This window comes from Mucilaginibacter sp. NFR10, assembly GCF_900100445.1.
In the GTDB taxonomy this organism is placed as follows: Bacteria; Bacteroidota; Bacteroidia; order Sphingobacteriales; family Sphingobacteriaceae; genus Mucilaginibacter; species Mucilaginibacter rubeus.
Window position 1 is genome coordinate 1,781,241 of sequence record NZ_FMTV01000001.1, and the last position, 17,370, is coordinate 1,798,610.

Annotated in this window: 13 protein-coding genes; 4 read left to right on the plus strand and 9 right to left on the minus strand. The window is 42.1% G+C overall.

What is annotated here, in order from left to right; translation table 11 throughout:
* Positions 1-9: 9 nt before the first annotated feature.
* The 3 genes from BLP33_RS07305 to BLP33_RS07315 are packed head-to-tail and all read left to right on the plus strand — an operon-like array spanning position 10 to position 5,924.
* Complete coding sequence (locus tag BLP33_RS07305) at positions 10-4,362, plus strand: CusA/CzcA family heavy metal efflux RND transporter (RefSeq protein WP_090526045.1); 4,353 nt, start codon at positions 10-12, stop codon at positions 4,360-4,362.
* Between the two features lie 10 nt (positions 4,363-4,372).
* Entirely contained in the window at positions 4,373-5,506 is a 1,134-nt protein-coding gene (locus BLP33_RS07310; RefSeq protein ID WP_090526253.1) for an efflux RND transporter periplasmic adaptor subunit, read from the plus strand.
* 34 nt (positions 5,507-5,540) lie between these two features.
* Complete coding sequence (locus BLP33_RS07315) at positions 5,541-5,924, plus strand: hypothetical protein (protein WP_090526046.1); 384 nt, start codon at positions 5,541-5,543, stop codon at positions 5,922-5,924.
* A 243-nt stretch (positions 5,925-6,167) separates the two neighbouring features.
* On the opposite strand, the gene BLP33_RS07320 is transcribed toward BLP33_RS07315, so the two are convergent.
* From BLP33_RS07320 to BLP33_RS07330, 3 genes are all read right to left on the minus strand, one after another.
* A complete protein-coding gene (locus BLP33_RS07320) occupies positions 6,168-8,555 on the minus strand; it encodes a phosphoketolase family protein (RefSeq protein ID WP_175489960.1) in 2,388 nt (795 codons plus the stop codon).
* A 234-nt stretch (positions 8,556-8,789) separates the two neighbouring features.
* On the minus strand, positions 8,790-9,374 hold the full coding sequence (locus tag BLP33_RS07325) for an HdeD family acid-resistance protein (RefSeq protein WP_139159949.1): 585 nt from the start codon (positions 9,372-9,374) through the stop codon (positions 8,790-8,792).
* A 78-nt stretch (positions 9,375-9,452) separates the two neighbouring features.
* Complete coding sequence (locus tag BLP33_RS07330) at positions 9,453-9,884, minus strand: Hsp20/alpha crystallin family protein (RefSeq protein ID WP_090526048.1); 432 nt, start codon at positions 9,882-9,884, stop codon at positions 9,453-9,455.
* Positions 9,885-10,108: 224 nt separating this feature from the next.
* Here BLP33_RS07330 and BLP33_RS07335 point away from each other — a divergent pair, with 224 nt between their 5' ends.
* Positions 10,109-10,969 (plus strand): universal stress protein, encoded by an 861-nt coding sequence (locus BLP33_RS07335; protein WP_090526049.1) that lies wholly within the window; start codon positions 10,109-10,111, stop codon positions 10,967-10,969.
* 94 nt (positions 10,970-11,063) lie between these two features.
* Here the strand turns inward: BLP33_RS07335 and BLP33_RS27840 are convergent, their stop codons facing one another.
* The 6 genes from BLP33_RS27840 to mgtA all read right to left on the minus strand — a co-directional run bounded on the left by BLP33_RS27840 (position 11,064) and on the right by mgtA (position 17,262).
* Positions 11,064-11,216: a PAS domain-containing protein gene (locus BLP33_RS27840; protein WP_090526050.1), complete on the minus strand. Its 153-nt coding sequence runs from the start codon at positions 11,214-11,216 to the stop codon at positions 11,064-11,066.
* A gap of 40 nt (positions 11,217-11,256) precedes the next feature.
* Positions 11,257-11,901, minus strand: a complete 645-nt coding sequence (locus BLP33_RS07345) for an LOG family protein (RefSeq protein WP_254780076.1) — start codon at positions 11,899-11,901, stop codon at positions 11,257-11,259.
* A gap of 93 nt (positions 11,902-11,994) precedes the next feature.
* The gene (locus tag BLP33_RS07350) at positions 11,995-12,108 is read right to left on the minus strand and encodes a universal stress protein (protein ID WP_090526052.1); all 114 of its coding nucleotides are present in this window, start codon (positions 12,106-12,108) and stop codon (positions 11,995-11,997) included.
* 28 nt (positions 12,109-12,136) lie between these two features.
* On the minus strand, positions 12,137-13,501 hold the full coding sequence (locus BLP33_RS07355) for a L,D-transpeptidase scaffold domain-containing protein (protein ID WP_090526053.1): 1,365 nt from the start codon (positions 13,499-13,501) through the stop codon (positions 12,137-12,139).
* A 109-nt stretch (positions 13,502-13,610) separates the two neighbouring features.
* Positions 13,611-14,429, minus strand: a complete 819-nt coding sequence (locus BLP33_RS07360) for a universal stress protein (RefSeq protein WP_090526054.1) — start codon at positions 14,427-14,429, stop codon at positions 13,611-13,613.
* 295 nt (positions 14,430-14,724) lie between these two features.
* Positions 14,725-17,262 (minus strand): magnesium-translocating P-type ATPase, encoded by a 2,538-nt coding sequence (gene mgtA / locus BLP33_RS07365; RefSeq protein ID WP_090526055.1) that lies wholly within the window; start codon positions 17,260-17,262, stop codon positions 14,725-14,727.
* Positions 17,263-17,370 lie beyond the last annotated feature (108 nt).

Sequence of the window (17,370 nt, forward strand, 5' to 3'; positions counted from 1 at the left end):
TCTTATTTTATGTTAAATCATATTATCGCTTTTTCCGTGCGGAATAAGCTGATCATAGGGCTTTTTATTATCGCCCTTATTGGCTATGGCAGCTATCAGTTTACCAGGCTGCCCATTGATGCCGTACCCGATATTACCAACAACCAGGTACAGGTTATTACCATCGCCCCATCATTCGGAGCTACAGATATCGAACGTTTGGTTACCTACCCTATAGAGCAGGCGAACAGCAATATCTCGGGCTTAAAAGAGATCCGAAGTTTTTCCAGGTTTGGCCTGTCGCTGGTTACCATTGTTTTTGACGACGCTACAGATGTTTACTGGGCGAGACAGCAGGTTGCCGAACGTTTGCAAAAAGTGCAAAGCCAGATACCCGCCGGTATCGGCACACCCGAGTTGGGCCCGGTAAGCACCGGGCTGGGCGAAATTTACCAATACGTAGTGCGCCCCAAAAAGGGCTATGCCGGTAGGTATAACGAAACCGAGCTCCGTACGATACAGGACTGGATAGTTCGCCGCCAGTTACTCGGCGTCAAAGGTGTAGCCGAAGTGAGCAGCTTTGGCGGGAAGCTTAAACAGTATTCTATTGAAGTTGATCCTAATAAACTGCTTTCCCATAATATTACCATAACCGATGTTTTTAAGGCCCTGGAAAGTAACAACCAGAACACCGGCGGCGCTTATATTGAAAAAGGCCCGACGGTGGTATATATCCGTAGCCAGGGGCTGATCGGCAATATGGAAGATATCAATAATACGGTAATTAAAAATACTGCCGATGGCTCGCCGCTTTTTATTAAAGACGTGGCTGACGTTAAAATAGGCTATGCTACCCGTTATGGTGCGATGTGCTATAACGACGAAGGCGAAGTTGCGGGAGCGGTTGTCATGATGCTGAAAGGTGCCAACAGCAGCGAGGTGATTAAAAACGTAAAGGAACGTATAGCACAAATCCAGAAAACTATGCCAGAAGGCGTGGAGATTGAACCTTTCCTGGACCGTACCAAAATGGTGAACAACGCCATCGGTACTGTGGAGCGCAATCTGCTGGAGGGGGCGCTCATTGTGGTATTTGTACTGGTATTATTCCTTGGCAATTTTAGGGCAGGTTTGCTCGTTGCCTCTGTGATCCCGTTGTCGATGCTGTTTGCCATTATTATGATGAACCTTTTTGGTGTAAGCGGTAACCTGATGAGCCTTGGTGCGCTTGATTTCGGTTTAATTGTAGATGGCGCCGTAATTATTGTAGAAGCCGTAATGCATACCCTTAGCCATAGCAAACATTTTACATTAACTGACAAGATTGGGCAGAAAGAAATGGATCAGGAAGTGAACAGTTCTGCCAGCAAAATGATGAACAGCGCCGTTTTTGGCCAGATCATTATATTAGTAGTATACCTGCCGATCTTCACTTTGCAGGGAATCGAGGGTAAAATGTTTAAGCCTATGGCGCAAACCGTGGCGTTTGCGCTGTTGGGCGCTTTTATTTTATCACTCACTTACATCCCTATGATGAGCGCCGTCTTCCTGAGTAAGAAGATCAAGCACAAGCCCAATTTTTCGGATAGGTTAATGGCGAAGGTTGAAAGAATATATCAAAAAACATTAAGCGGGGTAATTGCAGTTCCCAAAGCTGCATTATTAACTATTATCGGTCTGTTTATATTTTCAGCCTATATTTTAACCACACTGGGCGGTGAGTTTATACCTGCACTGGAAGAAGGTGATTTTGCGGTTGATACGCGGGTGCTAACCGGCAGTAGCCTGAATACTACTATTACCAATACCCAAAAGGCCGCCCACATCTTAAAAAGCCAATTCCCCGAAGTTGAAAAGGTGGTGACCAAAATAGGCAGCGGCGAAGTTCCGACCGATCCTATGCCGATGGATGCAAGCGATATGATGGTGATCCTAAAACCCAAGAAAGAGTGGACATCGGCTAAAACCTTTAATGAATTGTCTGAAAAAATGGGTAAGGCCTTACAAGCGGTTCCGGGTGTTACCGCAGGCTTTCAGTACCCGGTTCAGATGCGTTTTAACGAACTGATGACCGGTGCGCGCCAGGACGTGGTTTGTAAAATATTCGGCGAAGACCTGGATACCCTCGCTGCTTATGCGAATAAACTGGGTAAGATCATCAATACCGTTGACGGCGCTAAAAACCTGTTTGTGGAAGCAGTTGCCGGCATGCCACAGATCATCATTAATTATAACCGCAATGCCATAGCACAATACAACCTCAATATCGCCGATATTAACAAGGTGGTTAACACAGCACTTGCCGGGCAAAGCACCGGAACCCTGTTTGAAGGTGAAAAGCGCTTTGAAGTAGTGGTCAGGATAAGCAGCGAGCAAAAAAAAGACTTGAAGGATATTCAAAATTTACTCATCCCGACACCGCGGGGTACACAGATCCCTTTATATCAGCTGGCCGATGTACAAATAAAAGACGGCCCCAACCAGATACAGCGCGAGGATGCCAAACGCCGTATCGTAGTTGGCTTTAATGTGCGCGGCCGGGACGTACAAACAATCGTAAACGAGCTGCAGGCCAAGGTAGATAAACAACTTAAATTCCCGGCGGGGTATTATGTAACCTATGGTGGTGCCTTTGAAAACCTGAATGCTGCCAAACAGCGCCTGATGATAGCCGTGCCGGTTTCGTTACTGCTTATTTTCTTACTACTCTATTTTGCTTTCAACTCCATTAAGCACGGATTATTGATTTACTCCGCAATTCCATTGTCAGCTATCGGCGGCATCCTGTTCCTTGCTTTGCGCGGCATGCCTTTCAGCATCAGCGCCGGGGTGGGTTTTATCGCTCTGTTTGGCGTGGCCGTGCTAAACGGCATTGTATTGATATCGGAATTTAACCAGTTAAAAAAAGAAGGTATGACCAATTTGAAACATATTGTGTTATCAGGCACCAAGGTAAGGTTAAGACCGGTACTCATGACCGCATTTGTGGCTTCCTTGGGTTTCTTTCCCATGGCCATCAGTAACGGTGCCGGTGCCGAAGTACAAAGGCCCTTAGCTACGGTAGTAATAGGTGGCTTGCTGATCGCCACTTTCCTCACCTTGTTTGTATTGCCCGTTTTGTATGTCATGTTTGAAAAAGGCTTTAAAACAGTGCTATCGAAGAAAACGGCCACTGTGCTTTCCATCATTTTGCTGACTGTAATAAGCCAAACCTCGGGGGCGCAAACGCCCATCACCCTTAAAGCCGCTATAGATACTGCTTTAAAAAACAACTTACAAGTTAAACATGAACAGTTAAAGTCGAAGTATCAGCAGATACTGATCGGCACATCAGCCAATATTTCGCAGGCTACGCTGTTTGGAGAGGTTGGGCAAATCAACAGCAGCTACAACGATACGAAATTCGGTATTTCCCAGTCTTTCAACTTTCCGACTGTCTATAGCAGGCAGAAAGAACTTTTGCAAGAAGACTGGAAAAACAGCATACTGAATATCGCGGTAAATGAGGTGCTGTTAAAAAAGCAGGTTAGCCAGGTTTTTAACACCCTGGTATATTTGGAAAACAAGCGAATGTTACTACAGCATGCCGATAGCTTGTATTTGAGCTTTTATAAAAAAGCCGAGTTGCGGCTGGCCAAAGGCGAAGCCAATATACTGGAGAAAACGAGTGCTGAAACATTATTGGGACAGGTGCAGATGCAGCTAAGCCAGTTAAAGGAAGATGTGGCCATCATACAACTGCAATTCCAGTTGTTGCTTAATTCTACAGAGCTCTTAACACCAGACAGATCCGACTATAAATTAGCCGTTATATTGGCCTCAGATACCTTGACCTTGAAAAACCACCCGGTAATAAAACTAATAGCTCAGCAGCAGCAAATTGCAGACGCTGCTATCCGCATGGAAAAGAGCAAACTTTTGCCTGATCTGGCCATAGGATATAACAATACCAGCATCAAGGGTATTGGTGCCGATAATAAGCTTTACAATGGCTCAAATCGGTTTAACTCAGTGCAATTGGGTATCGGCATACCTATTTTTGCCCGGGCGCAAAAGGCGCGGATCAACAGCGCGAGAGTAAACAAACAGATAGCCGAAAGTAGTTATGCTATGGAACTTCAAAGCATGACAACGGCTTATCAATCTGCCGTTTTTCAATACCACAAGTACCTGCAAACGGTTCAGCATTTTGAAAGCAAGCCGTTAAAAAATGCCGCTTTAATAACCGTTACCGCCAACCAGCAAATTGCCGCCGGAAACATCAACTACCTGGAATGGACACAACTGATTAACCAGGCCACTACTATTAAAAATGATTACCTGGATGCTGTTCGCAACCTTAACGAGGCCATCATTCAACTCAACTATTTTTCAAACAACTAAAAATATGATCATGAAATCCATTATATATCTATCAGTCATCATTATTCTGCTATCTGCCTGCGGCGAAAAAAAACCGGCAACAGATAATACAGATAAAGCAGAGAATACTAACATTGTAACCCTGACGGATGCGCAGCTAAAAAATGCATCGATACTTACAGGCAAGATTGAGCAAAGGGAAATATCATCTGTGTTAAAACTCAATGGAAAAATCGATGTTCCGCCGCAAAATATGGTTTCCATTAGTGTCCCCCTTGGTGGGTATTTAAAATCAACCAAGTTGTTGCCGGGCATGCATGTGAATAAAGGTGAAGCCATAGCGATGATAGAGGACCAGCAATATATTCAGTTACAACAGGATTATCTTACAGCGAAGGCGCGGATAGGGTACCTGGAAAATGAATATAACCGCCAAAAAGACCTTAACCAGAGCAAAGCGAGCAGTGACAAGGTTTTTCAGCAGGCCGAGGCCGAATACCGCAGCCAGCAAGTGTTAATTAGCTCATTAGCTGAGAAATTACAACTCATTGGTATCAACGTACGAACTATCAGCGCTTCAAAAATATCAAGGAGCGTAAATATATACTCTCCTATCACCGGCTTTGTATCTAAAGTAAATGTCAATATCGGCAAATACGTATCCCCGACGGAGGTGCTGTTCGAGTTGGTCAACCCAACAGATATCCACCTGGCGCTGAAAGTATATGAGAAAGATCTGGATAAATTATATGTCGGTCAAAAACTGGTGGCCTATACCAACAACCAACCCGCAAAAAAACACGAAGCCGAGATATTACTGATTGGCCGTGATCTTTCTGCCGACAGGAACGCAGACGTGCATTGCCATTTTGAAACCTACGATAAAACACTGGTTCCGGGTACGTATATGAATGCAGAAGTACAAGTAAAAAATACTAAGGCATATGCCATAGCTAACGAAGCCATTGTTCAGTTTGAAGGTAAACAGTATATCTATAAAGTTATCGGGAACCGACAGTTTGAGATGACCGAGGTTAATACAGGTGAAAGTGAAAACGGCTTTACAGAAATACTGTTGCCTACAAAGACTATGACCGCAAACGCTGTTTTTGTAACCAAAGGTGCGTATTCATTATTAATGATGATGAAGAATAAGGCGGAATAAAATTAAATAGCGTTTAAACTAAGGCCTGTCAAATATGAAAACTAATATCACGATGAAATTAGTCATCTCAGTAGTTGCCATCACTATATTATCATCATGCGAAAAAGCTAGTGTATATAATGGGAATGTTAATATTATGGTACAATACAACCAACAACCTGTGCCAGATATTCCTGTTTATTACTATGCCGGGATACCTGAAAAAGACAACTCAGGCAACATTAGATATCAAGGAATGCAGCTTTCCGCTATTGATGGAAGTGCAACTTTTAGCCAATTATCCCCCGGGCAATATCACTTTACTGCATCTGTTTTTTTGAAGCCTGCCCATAAAACGGTAGCAGCAGACACTGATGTCACAGTAAGAAAGCGTTACCGGGACGAAAGTAATTATCAGATACTACTCTCCCTTCGTTAAATTAAAGTCCGGAAACAGAAAATGCCTGTTGGCATTTTCTGTTTCACCGGGCCCCGTTGTCGTAATAGGATAAATTGCTAAGTAATGCAGGCCGGTTTTTGCAGTGTGGCTTTGGGGGACAGGGAATTACATTATGTCCCGATCTGCATATTTATTTGAATCAGGATCCGCAATAATTAGCTGGTTATCATGGTGATTAGATTAAGCATACGTGCAACTTCTGGCTTTCGAAAATTTCACCTTTCAAGCTTTCCACCGCCAATTTCTGATTTCGGGCATATCCTCACCATTAACATTGATGTATTGTTTGTGCTCAACCAATTTGTCCATTAGGTTTTGTTTGAGATATAAACCTTTACTGCCCAAATCCGGCAATCGATCGATTACGTCCATTACGAGATGAAACCTATCCATTTCGTTAAGCACGGTCATGTCAAAGGATGTCGTTATTGTGCCTTCTTCTTTGTAACCTCTTACATGAATATTGTTATTATTGGTCCTATTATAAGTAAGCCTGTGAATAAGCCATGGATAGCCATGAAAAGCGAAGATCACGGGTTTATTGACAGTAAAAAGTGCATCAAAATCATGGTCGTTCAAGCCATGTGGATGGCTGGATTGCCTTTCCAGCTTTAGCAAGTCGACAACGTTTACAACCCTTATCTTTAAATCAGGAAAATGTTCACGTAATATGGATACAGCAGCCAGCGTTTCTAATGTAGGCACATCACCGCAACAGGCCATCACAATATCCGGCTCACAGTCCTGATCATTACTTGCCCAGTCCCATACCCCAATGCCTCTTGAACAATGAACCACAGCCTCATCCATACTTAACCATTGAGGAGAAGGATGCTTCCCTGCTACCATAACATTTACATAATGTTTACTGCCCAGGCAATGAGCCATAACCGACAAAAGGCAGTTAGAATCCGGTGGCAGGTAAACCCTCACAATTTCTGATTTTTTATTAATGACGTGATCAATGAATCCCGGGTCCTGATGGGTAAAACCGTTATGGTCCTGGCGCCAAACGGTTGAAGTAAGCAGGATATTCAGGGATGCTATCTTTCTCCGCCATGGTATCTCCCGCGTCATTTTCAACCATTTGGCGTGCTGGTTAAACATCGAATCGACGATATGTATAAATGCCTCATAACAATTGAATAGCCCGTGCCTGCCGGTTAGCAAATACCCTTCGAGCCAACCTTCGCACTGATGTTCGCTGAGCATCTCCATTACCCTCCCCTCTGGGGCAAGGTATTCATCATTTACATTAATATCAGCGTTCCACTGACGGCTGGTAGTTTCAAAAATTGCCTCTAACTTATTTGAGACAGTCTCATCGGGACCGAAAACTCTGAAATTTTGAGGATTAAGAGATATTACATCCCGTAAGAAACGACCGGTGACGTGCACATCACCTTCGCCTGTGATACCCGGATGATCAACATTAACTGCATATTTCTGAAAATCAGGAAGCACCAACTCTCTAAGCAAAAGGCCCCCATTTGTGTGCGCATTTGCTCCCATCCTTCGATTGCCTTTTGGTGCTATTTCCGCAATTTCCTTCTTTAAGCAACCGTTAGTATCGAATAACTCTCCGGGCCGGTAACTCTTCATCCAGCTTTCGAGCATTTGCAAATGACTCTCCGGGCTTGACTCAGAAACGGTAAGCGGTATTTGATGAGAGCGAAATGTGCCCTCTATCTGCTTTCCATCAACAACCTTTGGCCCGGTCCATCCTTTTGGTGAATTTAATATGATCATTGGCCATTTTGGTCGCTCCTGCCCTGGATGCTCTATGGCATTGTATTTTATTTGCTTTAGAAAGTGTACTGCTTGCTCTAAGGCCGCAGCCATAGCCTGGTGCATAATTGCAGGGTCCGAACCTTCGACAAATAAAGGAAAGTAGCCATAACCATGAAATAATTGTTCGAGCTCGATGTGGGGAATGCGGGCCAAAACCGTTGGATTTGAAATCTTATAGCCGTTCAAATGCAAAATTGGTAATACAGCGCCATCGGTAATCGGGTTCAGGAACTTATTAGAATGCCAGGCAGTTGCCAGCGGACCGGTTTCGGCTTCTCCATCGCCCACAACACAAGCAGCAATGAGGTCCGGATTATCCAGCACAGCGCCAAATGCATGGCTTAACGAGTATCCAAGTTCGCCCCCTTCATGCATTGACCCCGGTGTTTGGGGCGAGGCATGACTGGATACACCACCTGGAAATGAGAACCGTTTAAACAAATTTTTCATCCCCGCGCGGTCCTGGCTAACTTCCGGATAAACTTCGCTGTAGGTCCCTTCCAGGTATGTACCTGCTGCTACTGCAGGTCCGCCGTGCCCGGGTCCTGAAATATAAAGCATATTTAAATCATATCTGTTAATGATCCGGTTAAGGTGCGTATAAATAAAATTCTGCCCGGGGGTGGTACCCCAGTGGCCTAACTGCATTTTCTTGAGATGTTCTATTTTTAACGGCTCTTCCAAAAGCGGATTATCGCAAAGATAAAGCTGGCCGACAGACAAATAATTAGCTGCGCGCCAATAAGCATCTAATTTTTCCAAACATTCACCGGTTAACGGCGCGTTATCGATTGATGTGATATCAGTTATCATTGTCATTTTAATTGCTTTAAATAATTTAAAATGCGGTTTATTTCATTCACGATCTGCGCCATCATCAGTTCCTCATCAGTTGGTATAATATAGACGTTTACCCCTGAATAATTTACAGATATATTCTTATTTTGGTTAAGATTCATTATTCAGGGATTTAACATTATCAACAAATATCGAATGACTGGGATTCTCAAAACATGACCGCCATCACTAATTCCGATGAGTAACAGCATTTAGTTAACCTTTGGATTTACCCGAAGAAAGACTGATGATATGCCTAACCTTAAAAGAAATAACCACTCTGAAAATACCTGCTCCCAAAAACGCCATTCCAGTCCATACGATCAGGTTAGCGATACCAAAAGCAGGATAAGCAAGAATGCCAACTGAAAAGAAAATGATAACCAAGCTATTAAACATGATCCAGCCCCAACTCCCGATACCGTAAGCACGCATATCAAGCGCGCTTCCTATACCCATTATGCCTCTTACAAGCAACCAAAATCCAACAATAATCGGAAGCAACATCATGGTTATTGTTGGGTAGGTAAACAAATAACTACCTATAGCTAAATCAATCAACCCGCTTGCCAGCAGCCACCCCCAGCGCTCAATATGCCGGATACTTATCATTGCAAAAACAGTTTCAAAAAGGCCGGTCATCATCATTCCTGCGGCAAACGTAATACTAAGTGAAAGATACGACTGCAGCGGCGATAGAATCACCCAAAACCCAAGAACACAAAGCAGGATACCAGATAACAGCATCAATATCCAATATCTGGACGGGACAATTACCCTGTTATAAACTACAGCTTCCATAGTTTGATATTTTTTGCGGCGTTTGATCAAAGAAGAAGTTGCACCTGTACAATCAAAGTACAGGCGCAACGCGGTTGATCAGTCAATGTTAATTTTCTTTTTCTCTGCAACAGCAGGGGTTGTTTTACGAATATCAATAGTCAGCAACCCGTTCTTGTAATTTGCTTTAATGTGGTCATCATCCACATCTTCGGGTAAATTGAAGCTTCGGGTAAAGGAACTGCTTGAAAATTCTTTGCGGGTGTAACTCTCTTTTTCCTCATTATGTTCCTCGCTGGTTTCGGCGCTGATAGTCAGCAAACCATTTTCAATACCGATATTGAAATCATCTTTCTTGAAACCCGGGGCGGCAACTTCAAGTTCATAATTCTCTTTCTTATCACGGATGTTTACCGCCGGCAATAGCTCCCGATTAAAGAAAGTATGATTAAAGAAATTGTCGTTGTTCCAGAAATCCTCCATCATTGAACGCAATGAGGGGATATTGTTTGATTTTACTAATGTTGACATAGCGTTGTATATTTAAGTTTATGGTTCAAAATTCGGAATGGATCATTCAAATTCACATGACCGTGCTCACCAAGAGCTATGATTGTGGGCATTAAATGCAAGGCTGTATTTAACCATTCATGTTTAAAGTCAAGTTCAGTTATGACCATGGTCATTTATAATAAGGACTGAGACGTGAATATTTGTGTAATCAAATCAGTTACTTAAAAATTCAATCCATTATCATGAAAACTATCCTCGCACTCACCGATTTTTCCGATAATTCATCAAACGCTGCAAATTTGGCTGTACTACTGGCAGGTAAATTGCATGCCAACGTACTTTTGTATCATAACTATGAAACCATAGCGGTAGCGTCCACTTTTTCAGGAGGCCCCTACGTAGAAGAAGAGTTTTTTTTAGCCACTGCCGAAATAAAGAAAAAACTTGATCATCAATTAAATACGCTGCAATACATTGCAGATGGGATTGATAAAACCGAACGAAAGCCAACACTTAAAGGCTTAAGCGGTGACGGTAACCTGAAAGATAATCTCAAACAAATACTTGATGAAAACCAAATTGTGTTTATAACGATGGGGGCCCCATCAGGTACCTCTATCGAACACTTGTTTTTCGGCAGCGAAACCAATAAAATAATTCAACATACACAACGCCCGGTGTTGGTGGTACCAGCCAGTACCAGTGTTACCGATATTAAAAAGGTAGTGTTCGCTACTACCTTCGATGAAGCGGATATTGCGCCACTCCATTTCTTAATTGGCCTGGGAAAGATCTTTAAGTTCAGTATTGAAGTAGTACATGTAAACCAGCCGGTAAAAGATAAGAAACAGCAAATTGAAAAGGAAGAAGCTTTCCAAAAACATATTGCCAAATTCGGGTACGACCGTATTTCGTTTAAGGACCTCGGAGGCCGCGAAGTTGCGGACCGGCTACACCGTCATTGCGCTGAAGAAAAACCTGATCTCCTCGCGGTAGTTCATCACCAACATTCTTTTTTCAGACGCTATTTTGAACATAGCACTACCAAAGAAGCTCTTAGCGACCTAAAATTGCCGCTGTTCATTTTCCCGACTATTATTTAAACCCGGTTCAATTTATTAAAAACGGTCCATTCAAAAATGGGTTCAACCCATACTTTGAATGGACCATTAGTATCAGTTACATGAAGCGGTTTATTCAACCGGAAATTTCATTTCGAAAAAGGCGCCATCTTTGAGGCTTGTATCCAAACGATTCGTCAGCTGCTGGATTGGTATAAATGACCTCTCCGGTTTTATCAATGATAATAATACCATCTATCACATGCTGTATAACGGCTTTTAGGGAAATTCAGATCATTCATATTGATAGCGATATTGATAATAAACTATTAGATGCGTTCCAAAAGCCACTTTATAGGAGTGATTGGTTTTGCCGGCTTTAGCCCAAACGTTTTGATGCACTTTTCGGAAATTAAACTAACGGCTTCTTCTATATCATCAGTTATCAAATACAACTTCATATCACCAGGCCCTATTGTTCCATTAGCCTTCATGAGATCGATATGTTCAACAAGTTTGCTATAGTATTCTTTACCGAAAATAATCACCGGGAAGTCTTTTATCTTGTGTGTTTGGATCAGGGTTAGCGCTTCAAAATATTCGTCCATTGTACCATATCCCCCAGGCATAACAACAAAGGCAAAAGAGTATTTGACCAATAACACCTTCCTTACAAAAAAATGTTTCATGTAAACCCATTTATCGAGGTATTGGTTAGGCTTCTGCTCTACAGGAAGCTGGATATTACAGGCAACAGACCGGCCGCCAACATCCTTAGCGCCCCTATTAGCCGCTTCCATAAGTCCAGGCCCTCCCCCTGTCATAATTGTAAAACCGAGTTTCGCAAATTCGGCAGCAGCTTTCCGGGTCAGTTCATAATAAGGATGGTTTTCCTTAAATCTGGCCGAACCAAATACCGTAATACAGGGGCCAATAAAATGTAATGCACGGAATCCTTTTATAAATTCCCACATTGTTTCGAACGTAAAACTTAGCTCCTTAAATCGCGAATGGGGGCCCTCCAGGAATGCGATCTCAGATTTATTGCTCTCTTTAGACATCACTAATTATAATTGGCATAATATTACGCCTGCCCTTATATTTTGAGCAATATTTACAGCATAACTTGCCGCATTTTTTGCCTGCGCCGAAAAATCTGTTGGAACTAAAATCGTTTTCATAATTTTTCAAAATCATAATTAAAACCGCTCACTTTGTTTTATTGACGGGTTTAAGGCCATAAAGCTGATTTTCGACCTTGCTGTCAAGGTTATATATATCTTCATATTTTACAATCTGGCCATCCGCAATAGCGGTAGTGATATAGGTGATCCTGATTGGGACGGGCTTTTTAAGTTGAAAAACTTTAATTTCCCGATCCATCAGGGCCCGGTGCATGGATTTTATGTCTGTTTTATTTCCGGCTGTAGTTAATAACAATTTGGCAAGTTCTTCTCCCCGCTCAATTCTTATCGCCCCGTTACTCGTCGCTCTTTTTTGCTTCCTGAATAAATTCTTATCAGATAAACCCAACAACTCTATACCTGCCTTATTGCCGGGCATGAAATAGATGTAAGTACCATTTTTTTGATTGCCTGTTTTTTGTTTAAAAAACAGATTATACGGAATCATTTTGTCTCTCTGATTAGTTTTGGGATTTACAGCGCCTGTTCCGGTAACAAAATCTGTAAGCGTACTTACCATTAAGGGTGTTGGTGTAGCACGAGCCCCTACAACTATTTTGAAATTAAACGTTGTATCCGGCAGGACTAATTTTAATGTATAAGTTGGAATATTAATCTGGATATAAGTACTATCGTTTATTTCGGCCCACCGTAACCGCTCCATATTCACAGCAATTTTTCTCACATCGGCTTCCGGCGTTTCATAGCAGTCTCCCTCATAAAGCCCTTTAATCAAATGTAACTGATGTTGAAATATTGCGTACTCTTTGTTTAAAGGTTGCACTTTTACTACTGCATCCATAAAAGCAGGTAATTTGAGCGCATTAGTTAATATTTCTTCGCTGTTAAAGCCGTTAATGGTTGCCCTATCAATTTTCGCAGGCGGATAATATGGGTTCAGTTTGCCGAAATGCAGGTTATTCATAAAAGCGAGCATAGCGTCGGTGAGGAATATCTCAAACCGGGCCTTTTGCTTGTTGCTTACTTTACCGGGTTGTTCGAGTATGGTGTGCAAGGTGGTATACTGCAGCTCTTTAGGATGATAATCTTCGTGCCTTAAACCAAATTGCAACACACAATCAATCAGGAGCATGGCAGCCCATGTTTTATTTTGATCTTTTTGTTCCACTGTCCATACCGGAGCAAAAGCCCGTTTTTCGTAAAACCGCTTAGCTGAAACAGGAAAATACAAGCCATTATTCAATGCCTTATCATTTAATTGCCCGGCGATCTGTGCTGTGATCGAAGTATCAGTTGTATTGCGAATAATGTTTTTTCCTGGTGCATAGCTTTTTGATATGGCTTCTACCGGCATAAAAAAAATGCACAAAACAAACAGCCAAATAAGGGTTTGTTTACTGGCGGCAAAGCTTATTTCAACTATTTTCATAATATCGTTTTTATGACGTAAAATTGCAATGCCTGGTAGGTTAAATTAGTGACGACGGTCATTTATCCAATTGATCCTGAACACTCAAAACAATTTCAACTTTGTAAACTCAATATGGAAAGACAAGCACCGGGATGCCTACTTGCACAGGAATGGAAATATCGCTCCCCTCGGTTCTCAACTGCTCACAATGAAATCGGTGATGTACAACCGCCAGCAGATCGGCATGCATATTATGTATCATAACATCAACAGCCCGTGACATATTACGTTCTTTTGTATTACTAAAAAACAGCCTCTCATAGCCGATTTTTTTACTTATCTCGTCGCTAAAGAGTGTTAGCGCGTAATTTTGTTCTAAATGGGGCAAACCTTTTGCCGAAATATGAGCGAGTAACAGATCTGCCTGAAAGGCCTGGGCCAAAGAAGCAAGATGTTTCAAAACATTTAACCGGCAATATCGTAAATCAGCGGTGTAAACCAAGCGCTCAAAACCACCATCAAACTTCACAGGAACAAGCATCACCGGGCAAGATATCCGGTTTAAAACCGCCTGCACCTTAACGTCCCGATTAAATGGTGCCGATTCCGGCAACCCTTTTATAACCATCCAAACGCAATTTTTATTGATGTAAGTAACCAATTGCGCTTCCGTATCACTTGATACTTCAAGTTCTTTAATTAGCGGCATATGCTCCCCTTCTTTTACAGGCAAATTGGCCGGTTGGCCCCGTAACGGACCGGGTATGCAACCATCTGCGGCAACGTGCCCCGCCAATTGCAATGCTTTAGAAAACGATGGCTGTTTTACCGGATATATCCGGGCCAAAACTAAATTCGCTCCAATGTGCTTTGCTATATTGAAGGCAAGATGCGTGGCATTTGTAGCGGACGCAGAACCATCATCAATTACCAGGATCGTTTTCATAGGCTGTGTTTTCAGGTTAATAATGGAAGTACGATAGCAAAATTAGGCATAGGCATATTTTATCCACTTGATGTAAATCAACGATTTACGTGATTTTCCTCATACATTTTGCAGGCCTTATAAAACGACTTTTTCATGGTAGCCCTTGAAATGGCTAAAAACATTAATATTCCGTTGCTGATATTAAATGCGAAATAGAATTTAAAATACACATAACCATATACAGGTACAATATCATCTTAAGCTATGATAGCGATTTGCAGACAGCTATTACTATGTACGTCGGACAAAGAGGTTATTTAATTTTTTTATAAAACCATCTCTTGGCAAGTTCGGCCGATAGAATATATGCAGTAACAGTTGCAAGCATCAACATATAATATTTCCAGGACAGTGGTACGAAACCAAATATTGACGCCAATGGCGAATATGGAATCATTAACACCAATAGCAATATTGCGATGGTAGTTATCGATAAATATTTGCCGGGAAGGCTTTTAAAAAATGACAGTCGGGTACGTACTACTAAAACAATTAAAACTGCAGAAACCACAGACTCGGTGAACCACCCTGTTTGAAAAACTCTTTGATTAGCATGCAAAATAAAAATGAGCACGGCAAATGTCAAATAATCAAAAACGGAACTCAATAAACCGAAAACGATCATAAATCGTTTAATAAAACCGAGGTCCCACCGTTGCGGCGTTTTAAGATTAATATCATCAACCCTGTCTGAAGATATGGTCATTTCAGGAAAATCGGTCAACAGGTTGGTAAGCAATATCTGCTTTGGCAACAAAGGCAAAAAGGGCAAAAATAACGATGCACCGGCCATACTAAACATATTACCAAAATTTGCACTGGTAGCCATAAAAATATACTTCATGGTATTTGTAAATGTTTTACGGCCTTCTATAATCCCATCACATAATACATTTAGGTCCTGATCTAATAAAACAATATCAGCTGCCTCTTTTGCAACATCAACCGCCGAATTTACTGATATACCCACGTCGGCCGTGTGCAGTGCCGGCGCGTCATTAATACCATCTCCCATAAAACCAACAACGTTTCCTGCTTTTTTTAAAACACTTATGATACGTTCTTTCTGGCTGGGCTCAACCTCCGCAAAAATATGAGTCAGGGGCGCCTTATGACGCAATGCTGCACTACTCATATTACGTATTTCCTGACCGGTAAGGACCTGTGCGGATGAAAGCCCAAGCTGTTTAGCCAGGTTTCTGGCTACCGGTGCGTTATCACCTGTAATAATCTTAAGTCTGACACCGAGATGTTGCAGTTTTTTAATAGTTTCAGACATGCCGGCACGCGGAGGGTCAAATAATGTTATAAACCCAAGGAAAACCATATCATGCTCATTTTCCCTGGTGAAAATTTGATCAGGACCAACTTCCTTATATGACACTCCAAGCGTGCGCAATCCCGAATCACTTAAAAGCTGATACTGAGCTAAAATCGCTTCTTTATGGTCGCCTATATCCGCAAGAATACCTGCCGATGTTTCAACCCGATTACAAATATCAAGAACCTGACGCACAGCACCTTTCGTGATGGCTATATTGGCTGCCGGGATTTTCACCTGTACTGTAAGCCGTTTACGCACAAAATCATATGGCACTTCTGTAATCGCCGAAAAATCCTTCGCTTCATTTCCCTCATAGTGGACAGAACAGATGGCTTTATCAATCGGGTTGACAAATCCTTGCTGGCAGCTGGCATTAAGCCAGGCATATTTAAAAACTTTATCGCTGGGTGCGCCTTTAAAATCAAGTGTCTCTTTTAAAGTTACTTTACCTTCTGTAATTGTCCCTGTCTTATCAGAACACAAGATATTCATGCTGCCAAAGTTTTCAATAGCGCTCAGCCGTTTTACAATCACCTTTTGGCTGGCCATCCTGCGGGCACCAACCGAAAGATTAACGCTAATGATGGCGGGCAACAATTGAGGTGTAAGCCCTACGGCCAACGCGAGTGAAAACAAAAACGAATCAAGCGCCGGCTTATGCAACAACACATTAACGGCAAAGATCACCAACACTAACAAAAGCGTGATCTCCATTAACATATATCCAAATTTTCTTATCCCTTTTTCGAAATCAGTTTCAGGAATTCTTAATGACAGCTTATCTGATATTTTCCCAAATTCGGTTTGCTGGCCTGTTGTCACGATGAGTGCCTTTCCAATACCGCTTACCACGCTCGAACCCATAAACAGGCAATTGTTGCGCCTGACTAAGGGGGCGTCAACACTTTCAACTCCTGGATTTTTTTCTACCGGGTAAGATTCGCCGGTAAATGCCGCTTCATCAACAAACAAAGCCTCAGATTCTAAAACAAGGCCATCGGCAGGGATAATATCTCCCGCTGAAAGGCAAATCACATCTCCAGGTACAACAGCAGTTACCTCAAGCTCTGTTTTCCTGTTATCCCGTAGCACGGTGCAGTGTAGCTGAACCATCTTTAACAGTTCACTTACCGCACTTGCTGCACCTTTTTCCTGCCAGAAACCAAGAAGGCTGCTGATCAGGACAATGATCATAATGATTAATGTGTCGGCGGTATCTCCCAGGGCTGCGGAAAGCAAAGCAGCAGCTATAAGCAACAATGTTACCGGGCTTTTAAACTGAGAAAATAATATGATCAGGTTATTAAATTTATTAGCTTTTTTTAACGTATTGGCGCCATATTGATTAAGCCTTTTATTAGCTTCGGCAGTGCCAATACCTGTTGCCTGAGTTTCAAGGAGTTTAAGTGCATCATTAATAGAAAGTTGCCAAAAATTACTCAGTTGATCATTAGTTTTGCTTTCCATCAGTTTGGGCTAAAAGAGGTTAGAAAATTCTAAACAAATTGAGCTATTGCGAATTAAAAACTGAATGCTTCTGATCAGTCCGAAAAATGATTCAGGTCACTATTAATT

Bases quoted from the DNA above. Each gene is read 5' to 3' on its own strand.
- BLP33_RS07305 (WP_090526045.1), top strand. From the start codon at position 10: ATGTTAAATCATATTATCGCTTTTTCCGTGCGGAATAAGCTGATCATA.
- BLP33_RS07310 (WP_090526253.1), top strand. From the start codon at position 4,373: ATGAAATCCATTATATATCTATCAGTCATCATTATTCTGCTATCTGCC.
- BLP33_RS07315 (WP_090526046.1), top strand. From the start codon at position 5,541: ATGAAAACTAATATCACGATGAAATTAGTCATCTCAGTAGTTGCCATC.
- BLP33_RS07320 (WP_175489960.1), bottom strand. From the start codon at position 8,555: ATGACAATGATAACTGATATCACATCAATCGATAACGCGCCGTTAACC.
- BLP33_RS07325 (WP_139159949.1), bottom strand. From the start codon at position 9,374: ATGGAAGCTGTAGTTTATAACAGGGTAATTGTCCCGTCCAGATATTGG.
- BLP33_RS07330 (WP_090526048.1), bottom strand. From the start codon at position 9,884: ATGTCAACATTAGTAAAATCAAACAATATCCCCTCATTGCGTTCAATG.
- BLP33_RS07335 (WP_090526049.1), top strand. From the start codon at position 10,109: ATGAAAACTATCCTCGCACTCACCGATTTTTCCGATAATTCATCAAAC.
- BLP33_RS07345 (WP_254780076.1), bottom strand. From the start codon at position 11,901: ATGTGGGAATTTATAAAAGGATTCCGTGCATTACATTTTATTGGCCCC.
- BLP33_RS07350 (WP_090526052.1), bottom strand. From the start codon at position 12,108: ATGAAAACGATTTTAGTTCCAACAGATTTTTCGGCGCAGGCAAAAAAT.
- BLP33_RS07355 (WP_090526053.1), bottom strand. From the start codon at position 13,501: ATGAAAATAGTTGAAATAAGCTTTGCCGCCAGTAAACAAACCCTTATT.
- BLP33_RS07360 (WP_090526054.1), bottom strand. From the start codon at position 14,429: ATGAAAACGATCCTGGTAATTGATGATGGTTCTGCGTCCGCTACAAAT.
- mgtA (WP_090526055.1), bottom strand. From the start codon at position 17,262: ATGGAAAGCAAAACTAATGATCAACTGAGTAATTTTTGGCAACTTTCT.